The sequence below is a fragment of the Bradyrhizobium sp. SZCCHNS3016 genome, from assembly GCF_032484535.1.
GTDB lineage: Bacteria > Pseudomonadota > Alphaproteobacteria > Rhizobiales > Xanthobacteraceae > Bradyrhizobium.
Map to the genome: position 1 here is coordinate 137092 of NZ_JAUETE010000009.1, position 13809 is coordinate 150900.

11 protein-coding genes are annotated in these 13809 nt (G+C 66.6%); 4 read left to right on the forward strand and 7 right to left on the reverse strand.

Annotated elements, in window-relative coordinates:
- Window positions 1-46: 46 nt before the first annotated feature.
- The 5 genes from xylA to QW881_RS18535 all read right to left on the reverse strand — a co-directional run bounded on the left by xylA (window position 47) and on the right by QW881_RS18535 (window position 7297).
- Window positions 47-1369, reverse strand: a complete 1323-nt coding sequence (gene xylA, locus QW881_RS18515) for a xylose isomerase (protein ID WP_315758431.1) — start codon at window positions 1367-1369, stop codon at window positions 47-49.
- Between the two features lie 6 nt (window positions 1370-1375).
- Window positions 1376-2824, reverse strand: a complete 1449-nt coding sequence (gene xylB / locus QW881_RS18520; protein ID WP_315758429.1) for a xylulokinase — start codon at window positions 2822-2824, stop codon at window positions 1376-1378.
- 119 nt (window positions 2825-2943) lie between these two features.
- The gene (locus tag QW881_RS18525; RefSeq protein ID WP_316159125.1) at window positions 2944-3972 is read right to left on the reverse strand and encodes a LacI family DNA-binding transcriptional regulator; all 1029 of its coding nucleotides are present in this window, start codon (window positions 3970-3972) and stop codon (window positions 2944-2946) included.
- Window positions 3973-5031: 1059 nt separating this feature from the next.
- The gene (pobA, locus tag QW881_RS18530; protein ID WP_315741202.1) at window positions 5032-6204 is read right to left on the reverse strand and encodes a 4-hydroxybenzoate 3-monooxygenase; all 1173 of its coding nucleotides are present in this window, start codon (window positions 6202-6204) and stop codon (window positions 5032-5034) included.
- Between the two features lie 178 nt (window positions 6205-6382).
- On the reverse strand, window positions 6383-7297 hold the full coding sequence (locus tag QW881_RS18535; protein ID WP_316158993.1) for a helix-turn-helix domain-containing protein: 915 nt from the start codon (window positions 7295-7297) through the stop codon (window positions 6383-6385).
- A gap of 132 nt (window positions 7298-7429) precedes the next feature.
- Between QW881_RS18535 and QW881_RS18540 the strand changes: the two genes are divergently transcribed.
- Window positions 7430-8593 carry a cytochrome P450 gene (locus tag QW881_RS18540; protein ID WP_315757965.1) on the forward strand — a complete coding sequence of 388 codons (1164 nt, stop codon included), beginning with the start codon at window positions 7430-7432 and terminating at the stop codon, window positions 8591-8593.
- Between the two features lie 105 nt (window positions 8594-8698).
- Here the strand turns inward: QW881_RS18540 and QW881_RS18545 are convergent, their stop codons facing one another.
- Entirely contained in the window at window positions 8699-9817 is a 1119-nt protein-coding gene (locus tag QW881_RS18545) for an NADH:flavin oxidoreductase (protein WP_316158992.1), read from the reverse strand.
- A 181-nt stretch (window positions 9818-9998) separates the two neighbouring features.
- Here QW881_RS18545 and QW881_RS18550 point away from each other — a divergent pair, with 181 nt between their 5' ends.
- The gene (locus QW881_RS18550) at window positions 9999-10322 is read left to right on the forward strand and encodes a helix-turn-helix domain-containing protein (RefSeq protein ID WP_315758083.1); all 324 of its coding nucleotides are present in this window, start codon (window positions 9999-10001) and stop codon (window positions 10320-10322) included.
- Window positions 10323-10342: 20 nt separating this feature from the next.
- On the opposite strand, the gene QW881_RS18555 is transcribed toward QW881_RS18550, so the two are convergent.
- The gene (locus tag QW881_RS18555; RefSeq protein WP_315757967.1) at window positions 10343-11827 is read right to left on the reverse strand and encodes an AMP nucleosidase; all 1485 of its coding nucleotides are present in this window, start codon (window positions 11825-11827) and stop codon (window positions 10343-10345) included.
- Window positions 11828-12077: 250 nt separating this feature from the next.
- Between QW881_RS18555 and QW881_RS18560 the strand changes: the two genes are divergently transcribed.
- On the forward strand, window positions 12078-12920 hold the full coding sequence (locus tag QW881_RS18560) for a shikimate dehydrogenase (RefSeq protein WP_315757968.1): 843 nt from the start codon (window positions 12078-12080) through the stop codon (window positions 12918-12920).
- Window positions 12921-12944: 24 nt separating this feature from the next.
- Window positions 12945-13796 carry an amidohydrolase family protein gene (locus QW881_RS18565; RefSeq protein WP_315757969.1) on the forward strand — a complete coding sequence of 284 codons (852 nt, stop codon included), beginning with the start codon at window positions 12945-12947 and terminating at the stop codon, window positions 13794-13796.
- The last annotated feature ends 13 nt before the right edge of the window (window positions 13797-13809 follow it).

Consider the following 13809-nt stretch of genomic DNA (forward strand, 5'->3'; position numbering starts at 1 on the left):
CACGGCTCGCTCAGCCTCATTCGTCATCGTGCGCAGGCTGCTGTCATCAGACATAGCGATTCACCACGCTTTCGAGATATTCCTGCCGGCCGGAGCGCGGCTGCGGATCGAGGCCGGTGTTGACGGCGCGGTCGGCGAGCTCGGCGAGCGATCGGCGGCCGGCGAGGATCGCCTGCCCGTCCTCGCCGTCCCAGCCGGCGTAGCGCTGCGCGAGCGGCGCCGTCAGGGCACCGTCCTCGAGCATCTGATCGGCGGCGATCAGCGCACGCGCGCAAGCGTCCATCGAGCCGACATGGGCGTGCAGCAGATCATCCGGATCGATCGACTGCCGGCGGATCTTGGCGTCGAAGTTCAGCCCGCCCGTGGTGAAGCCGCCGCCCTTGAGCATGTCGTGGAACACCAGCGCCAGCTCCGGCACGTTCATCGCGAACTGGTCGGTGTCCCAGCCCAGCAGATCGTCGCCGCGGTTGATGTCAAGCGAGCCGAACACGCCGAGCGCCTGCGCCAGCGCGATCTCGTGCTGGAACGAGTGGCCGGCGAGGATGGCGTGGTTCTGCTCGATGTTGAGCTTGACGTCGTCGAGCAGATCGTAGCGCCGCAGGAAGCCGTAGCAGGTGGCGACGTCAAAGTCGTACTGATGCTTGGTCGGCTCCTTCGGCTTCGGCTCGATCAGCAGCGGCCCCTTGAAGCCGATCTTGTGCTTGTGCTCGACCACCAGCGAGACGAACCGGCCGAGCTGGTCGAGCTCGCGCTTCATGTCGGTGTTGAGCAGCGTCTCGTAGCCCTCGCGGCCGCCCCACAGCACGTAGTTGGCGCCGCCGAGACGATGCGTCACCTCGAGTGCGGCACGCACCTGTCCCGCCGCGTAGGTGAACACGTCCGGATCCGGATTGGTCGCGGCGCCCGCCATGTAGCGGCGATGTGAGAACAGGTTGGCCGTGCCCCATAGCAGCCGCACCTTGGCAGAGGCCATCTTCTGCTCGAACAGGTCGGCGATGGCGTTGAGGTTGGCGACCGACTCCTTCAGCGTCGCGCCTTCCGGCGCGGCGTCGACGTCGTGGAAGGTGAAGAACGGCACGTCGAGCAGCCGGAACAATTCGAACGCGACGTCGGCCTTGGCGCGCGCCATCGCCATCGCGTCATCGCCATGCTGCCACGGCCGCAGGAAGGTCTCGCCGCCGAACGGATCGCCGCCCGGCCAACAGAACGAATGCCAGTAGCAGACCGCGAAGCGCAGATGGTCCTCCATCCGCTTGCCCCGGATGACGCGATCCTTGTCGTACCAGCGGAACGACAGCGGGCTGCGCGACTCGGGCCCGCCATAGGTGACGGTTGCGCCGGTCTGGAAGAAGGGAGCCTGGACGTTCACGAGGGTCTACTCCTTGAGAGCGGGATAGAGCTTACGCCATTGCGCGTAGGCGGCGTCGTATGCCGCGCGCTGCGTGGCGCGGGGTTCGAAACTCTGCAGCCGCTGCGGCTTGCGGCAGACATCGGCCGGTGCTGCGCCGGTCGCGGCGAGACGGCCGAGCCGCGCGGCGCCGATGGCGGCGCCGACCTCGCCCTCCTCGACCCGGTGCACGGTGACGCCGAGCACGTCGGCCATGATCTGTGCCCACAACAAGGAGCGCGAGCCGCCGCCGACCAGATCGAGCTCTTTGATCGGCTGCGCGCTACGCGCGAGCGCGGCGAACATGTCGCGTGAGGCAAACGCCACGCCCTCAAGCACCGCCTGCACGAGATCACCGCGGCCGGCGGCGCTGCGCAGGCCGACGAAGGCGCCGGCGGCATGGGCATCGTTGTGCGGGGTGCGCTCGCCGTCGAGATAAGGCAGGAACTGCACCGGGCTCGGACGTTCGACGCGCGCGCCGAGCGGCGCCAGCAGCGCGGCTTCCGGCGTCTCGAGAATGCGCGCCAGCCACGCCAGCGAGGCCGCGGCCGAAAGCATCACGCCCATCTGATGCCACAGCCCGCCGAGCGCATGGCAGAACGCATGCACAGCCGCTTCCGGCGCCGGCGCGAAGCGGTCGGTCACCCGGAACAGCACGCCTGATGTGCCGAGCGACAGGAAGGCATCGCCGGGCGTGATGGCACCGAGTCCGATTGCGCTCGCCGCGTTGTCGCCGGCGCCCCCTGCGATCACGACATCGGCGCCCATGCCCCAGCGCCGCGCCAGTTCGGGCGACAACACGGCGCTCCGCTCATTGCCCTCGACCAGGCGCGGCATGTGATCGAGACCGAGCCCGGTCGCCGCCAGCAATTTCTCCGACCAGCGCCGCGCGCCGACGTCGAGCCACAGGGTGCCGGCCGCATCCGACATGTCCTCGACCATCTCGCCGGACAGCCGATAGCGCACATAGGCCTTCGGCAGCAGCACCGTCGCGACCTCTGCAAAGATCTTCGGCTCGTGCTTCGCCACCCAGACGAGCTTCGGCGCGGTGAAGCCGGGCATCGCGAGATTGCCGGCGATCGTGTGCAATTCGGGGCAGCGGCGTTCGAGCTCGGCGCATTCGGCCTGCGAGCGGCCGTCATTCCACAGGATCGCGGGACGCAGCGGCCGGCCGTCGCGACCAAGCAAGGTCGCGCCGTGCATCTGGCCGGACAAGCCGATGCCGCGCACCGCTGACGTCTCACGCGGACGCTCACGCGCGAGATCATCGACCGCGCCGATGACGGCCTCGACCCAATGATGCGGATTCTGCTCGGACCACAGCGGCTGCGGATGCGACAGCGACAGCGGACGCGAGGCGTTCGCGATCAGCGCGCCCGTCTCGTCCTCCAGCACGGCCTTCACGCCGGATGTGCCGACATCCAGTCCGAGAAACACGACTCCACTCCTCCCACACGGACCGCCAGGCGCCTCGGCGATCTGCGTCGCCTCGAAACCAGCGCCTCGGTCGTTTCTCATTCCGTGTTCGGGCCGACCGCGTCACCGCGGCCATCCGCTCACGGCAGATTGTCCCGCATCACGATGTCGATGCGGATCGTCTCCTGTTCGCTCAGGATCGGCTCGCCGCGCGCCAGCGCCAAGAGCACGCGCACCGCGGAGCGCGCCTCGTGTCCCGGGTTCTGCGAAATCGCCGCATCCATCACGCCGTTCAGCAGCAGCTTGCGCGTCAGCGCCGTCACGTCATGGCCGACGAACACGATGTCATCGGCCCGCCCCGACTCGGTCAGCGCCTTGGCGACGCCGGCCGTGCCAGCGCCGACATTGTAGAGTCCGACGATGTCGCGATACTCGGTCAGCAGCTCGCGCATGAGGTGCTCCGAGCGATCGTCCACATCATGCCCCTCAGCAACCGGCAAAACCTCAAGTTGCCGAAACTCCGCCGCCAGAACCTGGCCGAAGCCGAAGATGCGCTCGGCATGATCGCGCAGGCCTTGCGAGCCGGCCATGATCGCGACCCGCCCCGCCTTGCCGCCGGCGAAGCGTCCGACCAGCGCACCCGCGGTGCGGCCAGCGGCGATGTTGTCGATGCCGACATAATGATGCCGCCGCGACGACGGCACGTCGGAGACCAGAGTCACGACCTTGGCGCCGGACTCGACGAGATCATTGATCGCGGCGCGCACGCTCGGATGGTCGAGCGCCACCACCGCCGCACCGTCTACGCGACCGACCAGATCTTCGAGCTTGCCGGCCAGCACAGCCGGATCGAACACGTCCGTCGTGACGACATCGACCGAGAGCCGGCGCGCGGCCATCCAGCTCGCCAACTCGCCGAGATGCGCCTGAATCTGCTGCATAAAGGGATTGGCACCGGACGGCATCACGAAGGCAAAACGCCGCGAGCGGGCACGGGCGAGTTCGGAGGCCGCCGCATGCGGCTGGAATGCACTGCGCGCCATCGCATCCTTGACGCGTCGCACCGTGTCCGGGCGCACGCCCGGCCGGTTGTGCAGCACGCGGTCGACGGTGGCGAGGCTCACGCCCGCCTGCCGCGCAATATCCCGCAATGTCAGCGGCGCGTTCATGCTCCTCCCCTTTGGGTTGAGGACCATAGCGCGGTTTTTGAGGTACGCAACTCATTTTTCAGGGCGCGCGGGGAGACCGACAGACTTTAGCAGTTGGCGCTAGTCCAACAGCGCGCCCCGGTCATCTGTCCGCCGATCTCGAGCTGAGCGAAGTTGCACCAGCGAAACACGGCGTCATCCTCCAAGCGGCCGCGGAGCGGTGACGGGGCTGACGGTCGCGTGTTCGATCAACATGCTGCATCCTGCTCATGGGGCTCGCGGGCAGCCGTCGTTCCTGCGCGCATTGAACGCGATCTGCCCGGCCCCCTTCGAAAATTTTCCGCTTTTCAGAAAATTTCTCTTTCGCCTTATCGGAAAATGTGCTTATCTCCGGCCATCCCGCCTCAACGAGAGGGGCGTTGCGCGCGATCGTCACGACACGCGAGGCGGGGATGCGGTGGCCGCGAGAGTTCGAGCAGGCTCGCGAGAGCATGCGGACGAGCGATCTCTTGCGGACGTGAAGTCGCAGCGTCCTGACACCCCGATGCTGGTGTTACGTTCGCGACGGCGCTCGAGGCGCCGCGCGGATCATGGTGGCCAACACGCTCGGCGCACCAGGGAGACTGCGTATAAGCGTGAAGACATCGCGCAGGGAATGCCGGTTGATCGGCTTTGCCTGTGGTACCTGCCGCCTGCATTTTTTTCGCAGGCGGGCCATGGGTGAGGCCTTCACCCGGCATTCCCTGCGCCCTCTCGATTTTGGGAGGGGCGAGTTGATCGCAGACCTCGGGCATCATGTGCCGCGAGACCGCGTTGCCACGTCCTGCCTGCGCTGTTTGAGACGTGAATCCGATCTATCCCAACCGTCGTCCCGGGCAAGCCGTGAGGCGCGAAGCGCGTCACGGCGCCGACCCGGGACCCAGACCCCGCGGCAGTCATGATGGGCACAAAGCCAATCGCCAGCCTGCCTCAAACCGCTCCCTGGGGGTATGGGTCCCGGCGTTCGCCGGGACGACAGCGAGGCTACTGATGCGTGGTGCCATCAAGCAGCGCAGGCGAAACGCGTCGCGTTGACCTCGCTCAGAACGGCAGTCCGACATAGTTCTCCGCCAGCGACCGCTGCGCGGCCTCCGACGAGAACAGATAAGCGAGCTCGGTGTCCTGCAGCCTGTCGTCGTAGGACAACCGGTCGGGGAAACGATGCAGGAGCGTCGTCATCCACCAGGAGAAGCGCTGCGCCTTCCAGATCCGCGCCAGCGCCCGCTGCGAATAGCCGTCGATGCCGCGGTCGTCGCCCTTTTTGTAGTGATCGAGCAGCGCATGATAGAGATAGTAGATGTCGGACGCAGCCGAGTTCAGCCCGCGCGCGCCGGTCGGCGGCACGATGTGGGCGGCGTCGCCGGCGAGGAACAGCCGGCCGTAGCGCATCGGCTCGGCGACGAAGCTGCGCAGCGGCGCGATGCTCTTCTCGATCGACGGTCCGGTGATCAGCTTGGCCGCGATCTCGGCCGGCAGCCGGCGCTTCAGCTCCTCCCAGAACGCATCGTCGCTCCAGTCCTCGACCTTGTCGGTGAGCGGCACCTGGACATAGTAGCGGCTCAGCACCTGCGAGCGCAGCGAGCACAGCGCGAAGCCCCGCTCGTGCTTGGCATAGATCAGCTCCGGCGACACGGGCTTGGTGCGCGACAGCACGCCGAGCCAGCCGAACGGATACACCCGCTCGTATTCCGTCAGCTTGTCGTGCGGGATCGATTTGCGGCTGACGCCGTGGAAGCCGTCGGCGCCGATGATGTAGTCGCAGTCGATGCGGACGACCTCCTCGTCCTGACGGTAGGTGACGTAAGGCTTGTCGGAGGCGATGTCGTGCGGCGTCACGTCGGTCGCGTTGTGCACGACCTTGCCGCCGAGCTTGTCGCGGGCCTCGTAGAGATCGCGCGTCAGCTCGGTCTGGCCGTAGACCATCACCGAGTTGCCGCCGGAATATTTGTGCAGGTCGACGCGGTCGAGCTTGCCGTCATGGGCGATGTAGAAGCCGTGATGAATCTCGCCCTCGCGGTCCATGCGCTCGCCGCACTGCGCCTCGCGCATCAGCTCGGCAAAGCCGTGCTCGAGCACGCCGGCACGGATGCGCGACAGCACGTAGTCGCGGCTGGATTTCTCCAGGATGATCGTATCGATGCCCTGCAGATGCAGAAGCTGCGACAGCATCAGGCCCGACGGGCCGCCGCCGATGATGCAGACTTGGACTTTCATGGGCGTGTTCTCCCGGATTTGCAGACGCAGGCTTGTTGGGTATGCTTTTCAGTCGCGGATTTTAGCAAGGAATGTGCAGGGATCACTTGGATGGACGCGGCATTCTCTTGCACTTTTCCGACACCATGCCGCGATGCAAAACGAATGCGAAGGTGGTATCGGGCGGCGCCGATCACCCTTACGGCGGCGCCGCGCCGTCCCCCACCCCCATCGCACGGCGATAGTCGCGCGGGCTCGCCCCGGTGTGCCGCTTGAAGAAGCGGCAGAAATAGGCCGGGTCCTTGAAACCGAGCTCGAACGCCAGCTTCGACACCGGCGCCGCAATATAGGTGAGCCGCCGGCACGCCTCGCGCGCCAGACGCGCATGCACGATGTCGAGCGCGGACTGACCGGTCTCGGCCCGCGTCAACCGATTGAGCCGCTCCGGCGTCATGCCGAGCTCGTCGGCGTAGCGCGCCACCGACCAGTGATCGCGGTGATGCGCCTCGACCAGCACGATGAAGCGGGTGAACAGCGCCGCATGCCCGCTGCCGCGCCGCGCGCCTTGCGACTGCCGCGCGCTCTGCTGCGCCAGCCGCCACACGATCGAGCGCCCGAGCCAGTGCGGCACTGGCGATGCCGCGGAATCTGCCGCGGCGAACTCATCGGCGAGGTCGACGAACAGCGCGCCAATGCGTCGCGTCGCGACCGCCTGCGCATCGAGATGCAGGATCTGCGCGGTTGCGAACAGGTCGCGCAGCGCCTCGCCGGTCGCCGGCACATCGCCCTCCACCACCGCCCGCGGATTGAACGTCAGCACATAGCCGTCGGTGTCGCGCGAGAAGCGGAAGGCATGGACCACGCCGGGCGGAATGATCACGGCGACCGGGCCGGTGCAGCGTTCGCGGCTTTCGTCCAAGGCGATCTCGGCCGGACCGGAGGCGACCCAGAGGATCTGGTGCAGGCCATGGTGTGTATGCGCTTCGATCTCCCAGCGATACAGCTTGCTGCGCACCTGGATCGGCTCAACATGCAGCATGTCCGGCTGCGCGGCCGACGCTTCGCCGTACAGCGCGAAGGCCGGGATCGACGGCTTGGTGCGAAAGCGGGGCATGAGCGAGAGCTAACCTGAATGTCGGAAAAGTACAAGTCTTGGCCGGCTTTCGTGTCTCACGCCGCGGCCACGGCTCGGCTAGATCAGTGAAAAGAACAACAACGACCACACTCAATGGAGAGGAGGCCCAACATGTTCGCGTTCGACCCGTATTCGCCTGCGGTCGATGCCGACCCGTTTCCGTTCTACAAGACGCTGCGCGACGAGCACCCCTGCTTCTGGAGCCAACAGGCGCAGGTGTGGATCCTGTCGCGCTATGCCGATGTGGCGGCGGCCGGCACGAACTGGCAGACTTATTCGTCGGCCAAGGGCAACCTGATGACCGAGCTGCCGAACCGCGCCGGCGCGACGCTCGGCACCACCGATCCGCCGCGCCACGACCGGCTGCGTGGCCTCGTCCAGCACGCGTTCATGAAGCGCAATCTGGAGAGCCTGTCAGGCCCGATCCGCGACATCGCGCGCGACTGCGCCGAGGCACTGCGCGGCCAGGACCGGTTCGACTTCATCGAGGCGTTCTCCTCGAAATTCACTGTGCGCGTGCTGTTCGCCGCGCTCGGCCTGCCGCTCGGCGACGAGCAGACCGTGCGCGACAAGGCGGTGCTGATGGTGCAGAGCGATCCGGTGAGCCGCGCCAAGGGACCGCAGCACATCGCAGCCTACAACTGGATGCAGGACTATGCAGCCGGCATCATCGCGGAGCGCCGCGCGCGGCCGCAGAACGACCTGATCTCGCATTTCAGCATGGCCGAGATCGACGGCGACAAGCTCGACGAGCGCGAGGTGCTGCTGACGACGACAACGCTGATCATGGCCGGCATCGAGTCGCTCGGCGGTTTCATGACGATGCTGGCTTACAATCTCGCCGATCACGCGGAGGCGCGCCGGGCCGTCGTCGCCAATCCCGACCTGATGGCGGACGCCGTGGAAGAGTCGCTGCGCTTCAACACCTCGGCGCAGCGCTTCCGCCGCTGCCTGCAGAAGGACGTCACCCTGCACGGCCAGACCATGCGCGAGGGCGATTTCGTCTGCCTCGCCTACGGCTCCGCCAATCGCGACGAGCGGCAGTTTCCCAATCCGGATGTCTACGACATCACGCGGAAACCGCGCGGCCATCTCGGTTTCGGCGGCGGCGTGCACGCCTGTCTGGGCTCGGCGATCGCGCGCATGGCGATCAGGATCGCGTTCGACGAGCTGCACAAGGTCGTGCCGGACTATCGCCGCACCCAGGAGCAATTACCCTGGATGCCGTCCTCGACCTTCCGCAGCCCGATGTATCTCGAGCTGACGGTGCATTAGTCCGTCGCAAGGACGGGATGGCAGGCTCGAGCTCGCGCCTCGCTGACGTTACGCCCTCTCGCCCCGCTTGCGCCGGGCGAGGGGCACCAACGGGTCGACAAGAGCTCAAACCAGCGCGCCGAGATCCGCCGCGCTGAAGCCCTTCAGGCCCGCCTTGTCGCCGGACTTGATCTTGGCGACCCATTCGGCATCGCTGATCAGCGCGCGGCCGACCGCAATGAGGTCGAACTCCTCCTTGGCCATGCGCTCCAGCAGCGCGTCGAGATCGGCCGTCGTCGACGGCTTGCCGGCAAACGCCGAGAAGAATTCATCGGACAGGCCGACCGAGCCGACGCTGATGGTTGCAGCCCCCGTGATCTTCTTGGCCCAGCCGGCAAAGTTCAGGCCTTTCTCGCCGTCCACGTCCGGGAATTCCGGCTCCCAGAAACGGCGCTGCGAACAGTGCAGGATGTCGACGCCGGCAGCGACCAGCGGCTGCAGCCAGTCGGCCATCAACGCCGGCGTCTCGGCGAGGCGCGCCGCATAGTCCTGCTGCTTCCACTGGCTGACGCGCAGGATGATCGGGAAATCGGGACCCACCGCCTTGCGGATCGCGGCGACGACCTCGCCGGCGAAGCGCGAGCGCTCCTTGATGGTGGCGCCGCCGTAGCGGTCCTCGCGCTTGTTGGTGCCGGACCAGAAGAACTCATCGATCAGATAGCCGTGCGCACCGTGGATCTCGACGGTATCGAAGCCGACCCGCTTGGCATCGGCCGCGGCTTGCGCGAATGCGGCAACGGTGTCGGCAATGTCGTTCTCGCTCATCGCGTTGCCGCGCGGCTTGCCCGGCGCAACCAGCCCGGACGGGCTCTCGACCGGCGCATCGGGCTCCCAGCGGCTCATGCCCCTGGTCGAGCCTGTGTGCCAGATCTGTGGCGCGATGCGGCCGCCGGCGGCGTGCACGGCCGTGGCGACGTTCTGCCAGCCGGCCAGCGCGGCATCGCCGTGGAAGAAGGGAATATTGGGCTCGTTGCGCGAGGCCGGGCGGTTGACGACCGTGCCCTCGGTGAGGATCAGCCCCACGCCACCTTCGGCGCGGCGGCGGTAATAAGCGGCGTTGGCCTCGCCGGGAATGCCGTTCGGCGCCGCATTGCGGGTCATCGGCGCCATGACGATGCGGTTCTTCAGCTCCAGCGTCTTCAGGCGGAAGGGACGAAACAGCACGCTGGTATCGAGATCGGACATTCAGGGGGCTCCATTGCGTTCGGAACCGCTCCAGTATACTTCGTAAACCTGAAGTCAATCAGGCACCCAAAGTCGCTCAGGTATATCCGAGGAAACCGCTGTCGTGACCGCCACGTCGACATCAGAGACCGCCCCGCTCCGCTGCAAGCCGCAGCACTTCTCGTCGGAATGCCCGAGCCGGGTGCTGATCGACCAGATCGCCGACAAATGGTCGATGATGGTGTTGGCGGTGCTCGACTCCGGACCGCTGCGCTTCAACGCGATCAAAAAGCAACTCGAGGGCGTCACCCAGAAGGCGCTGACGCAATGCCTGCGCCGGCTCGAGCGGAACGGCCTCCTCGCCCGCGAGGTGATCGCGGACTCGCCTGTCGCGGTTCAGTACGAGATCACGCCGCTCGGCCGTACCCTGCAGCCACCGTTCCGCGCGCTCTATGCCTGGACCATCGCCAAGATGCCGGAGGTCGAGCAGGCGCGTCAGGCGTTCGACGGGCGCCGGGGCCGCTGATCCCAGGCGGCCACGGGCCGCTATTGAAATGCGACTTCGGCGAAGCTGCGCAGCTTGCGCGAATGCAGCCGCTCCGACTCCTGGTGCTTCAGGAGCTCCAGCGCCTTCAGCCCGATCTGGAGATGCTGGCCGACGCGCTGCCGGTAGAAGTCGCCCGCCATGCCGGCGAGCTTGATCTCGCCATGCAGCGGCTTGTCGGACACGCAGAGCAACGTGCCGTAAGGCACGCGGAAGCGATAGCCATTGGCCGCGATCGTTGCCGACTCCATGTCGAGCGCGATGGCGCGCGATTGCGACAGCCGCCGGATCACCGCCGGACCGCTGATTTCCCAGTTGCGATTGTCGACGCTGGCGACGGTGCCGGTGCGCATCAGCCGCTTCAGCTCGAAACCGGAAAAGCCGGTGACCGCCTCGACGGCCTCTTCCAGTGCGACCTGCACCTCCGCAAGCGCCGGGATCGGCACCCAGGGTGGCAGCTCCTGGTCCAGCACATGATCCTCTCGGACATAGCCGTGCGCCAGCACATAGTCGCCGAGCCGCTGCGTGTTGCGAAGACCCGCACAATGGCCGACCATCAGCCACGCATGCGGCCGCAGCACGGCGATGTGGTCGGTGACGTTGCGTGCGTTCGAGGGCCCGGTGCCGATGTTGATCAGGGTAATGCCCTGGTGCCCGGGCTCGACCAGGTGAAAGGCCGGCATCTGCGGCGTGCGCGCCGGCGCCGTGCCGGTGGTGCCGCCGCCGAGCCGCGCATTGCGCGTGATGACGTTGCCCGGCTCGACGAACGTCTCGGCGACGCCCTGCCCCGCCGCGAGCTGCTGACGGCCCCAATCCGCGAAGGCATCGACGTAGAACTGGTAGTTCGTGAAGATCACGAAGTTCTGGAAGTGGTCGGGATCGGTCCCGGTGTAGTGATAGAGACGGCGCAGCGAGTAGTCGACGCGCGCGGCGCGAAACAGCGACAGCGGCTCCGGCATGCCCGGCGTCAGCTCGAGCGTGCCGTCGGCGATGGCGTCGTCCATGGTCGACAGATCCGGCACGTCGAACACGTCGCGCAAGGAGCGCGTCACTAGCGGGCTCTCGTGGTGCGGCAGCGCCGTCTCGATGTTGATGTCGCGGCGGTAGGCGAAATGCACCGGGATCGGCTCGGCCGACTCGCCGATCTCGACCGGCACGCCGTGGTTTTCGATCAGCAGGCGGATCTGCTGGGTCAGGTACGACCGGAACAGATCCGGCCGCGTCACGCTGGTCTCGTGCGCACCAGGACCCGCAACGAAGCCGTAGGCGAGGCGCGAGTCGAGCCTGGCATGGCTCGCCGTCGTCAGGCGCACGAACGGATAGGTAGCGCGGATCCGCGTCGCCGGCACGACGCCGTTGGCATAGGCCTCGAAATGACCGCGCAGGAAGGCGGTATTGCGCTCGTAGATCTCTTCGAGCCGGGCCACCGCGGCAGCGGCGTCGGTGAAGGTTTCTGTTGCCACGGGTGGCGGAGATTGGACAGTCAATGGCGATCCTTTGTGTCCGGCGGACGGTCGTCGACGCAGACTTGCGCAATCATAGAAATCACCCCTGGCTTTGCCCAGGGGGCGGGTCACGCGACGACGCCCATGAACTGGACATTGAGCCATGATGCGCTGCATTGCGACAAGGATTTGTGACCGAATGTTTCAATTGCCTGTGCGCGTCATCGCTCATAAGACGGTTTCACATTGGCCGGAACAGGTCGATATCTGAAAAGGGAGGTCATCGCGGAGCATGTCGCAAGCGAATGGATTCGGATTGGCTGGCGTCATCGGCATGCCCGTCGCTCATTCCCGCTCGCCCACGATCCACAATTTCTGGCTCAATGCGCACGGCCTGCGCGGCGCCTACGTCCCGCTCGCGGTTCAGCCGGAGCGGCTGAAGGATGCGCTCGCAGGACTGGTGGCACTCGGCTTTCGCGGCTGCAACGTCACCATGCCGCACAAGCAGACGGCGATGCCGCTGCTGCACCGGGTCAACGACACCGCACGACGCATCGGCGCCGTGAACACGATCGTGGTCGAAGCGGATGGCACGCTGAGCGGCTTCAACAATGACGGCAACGGCTTTGTCCAGAGCCTGCGCGACGCCAGGCCGGACTGGCGTACTGACGAAGGTCCTATTCTCTTGCTCGGCGCCGGCGGCGCTGCGCGCGCGGTGGTGGTGGCGCTGCTGGAGAACGGCGCCCGCGACATCCGCATCAGCAACCGCACCGCCGAGAAGGCGCAGGCCATTGCGGCCGAGTTCGGGTCGGCGATCAGCACGGTGGTGTGGGACGACCGCTCGGCGGCGGTGGCCGACATCGCGCTGCTGATCAACAGCACCGATCGCGGCATGATCGGTAAGCCGGCGCTGGAGATCGATCTGGGGCGGCTCTCAGCCAAGACGCTCGTGGCAGACCTGATCTACACCCCGCTGGAGACGCCCTTCCTCACGGACGCTCGCGCCCGCGGCTGCACGACGGTGAACGGGCTCGGCCTGCTGCTCAACCAGGCCCGCCTCGCCTTCCAGGCCTGGTTCGGGGTGCTGCCCGACGTCACGCCCGAACTGATCAAGGCGATTCAGGCGACGTTCTGAACGTCGGTCAGAGAGGGCTCGACCATGGCACTTCCGGCAGGCCCCAGGATCGATTGCCACATCCACGCCATCGATCCCGCGCGCTTTCCCTACGCGCCGGACACGCCCTATCGTCCGACCGGCCAGGAGATCGCGCCTGCCGCACATCTCATTCGCGTGCTCGACGTCTTCGACGTCCGGCACGCGCTGATCGTCGCGACCAACTCCGGCTATGGCTCCGACAGCCGCATCCTGCTCGATACGCTGAGGCTCGGAGATGGCAGGTTCAAGGGCGTCGCGGTCGTCGAGAAGGACGTCGACGTCAGGGAATTGGAGCGGTTGAAGGCCGCAGGCGTCATCGGCATCGCCTTCAACGTACCGTTTCATGGCACCGACTATTGCCGTGATGCCGCGCCGCTGCTGGACAAGCTGACCGACCTTGACCTGTTTCTGCAGGTCCAGGTCGAGCAGGATCAGTTGCTCGACCTGCTGCCCCTCATCGAGCGGTCGAAGGTCCGTCTCGTGTTCGATCATTGCGGCCGGCCTGCCGTGGAGCATGGGCTGCAACGCCCATCCTTCCAGGCCCTGCTCGCGCTTGGCCGCGACCGCGACGCACATGTGAAGCTATCCGGCTACTACAAATTCGCGCGCCAGCCCTATCCCTACGCCGACGCATGGCCCTTCATCGCCGCGCTGGTCGAGGCTTTCACGCTCGACCGTTGCGTGTGGGGCTCCGACTGGCCGTTCCTGCGCGCACCGGAACGCCTCGACTACGGGCCGCTGCTGGCCGGCATCACCGAGATCTTTCCGGACCCGGACGATCAGCACCGGCTGCTATGGCGAACGCCGTCGCGGCTGCTGGGCTTTGCAGAGGGACCGGCGAGTTCGTCATCATAAGTAAAAAACAAAT

Excerpts from the sequence above, each read along its gene's own strand:
- QW881_RS18560 (WP_315757968.1), top strand. The coding sequence starts at position 12,078 with ATGTCGCAAGCGAATGGATTCGGATTGGCTGGCGTCATCGGCATGCCC.
- pobA (WP_315741202.1), bottom strand. The coding sequence starts at position 6,204 with ATGAAAGTCCAAGTCTGCATCATCGGCGGCGGCCCGTCGGGCCTGATG.
- QW881_RS18540 (WP_315757965.1), top strand. The coding sequence starts at position 7,430 with ATGTTCGCGTTCGACCCGTATTCGCCTGCGGTCGATGCCGACCCGTTT.
- QW881_RS18525 (WP_316159125.1), bottom strand. The coding sequence starts at position 3,972 with ATGAACGCGCCGCTGACATTGCGGGATATTGCGCGGCAGGCGGGCGTG.
- QW881_RS18545 (WP_316158992.1), bottom strand. The coding sequence starts at position 9,817 with ATGTCCGATCTCGATACCAGCGTGCTGTTTCGTCCCTTCCGCCTGAAG.
- QW881_RS18565 (WP_315757969.1), top strand. The coding sequence starts at position 12,945 with ATGGCACTTCCGGCAGGCCCCAGGATCGATTGCCACATCCACGCCATC.
- QW881_RS18535 (WP_316158993.1), bottom strand. The coding sequence starts at position 7,297 with ATGCCCCGCTTTCGCACCAAGCCGTCGATCCCGGCCTTCGCGCTGTAC.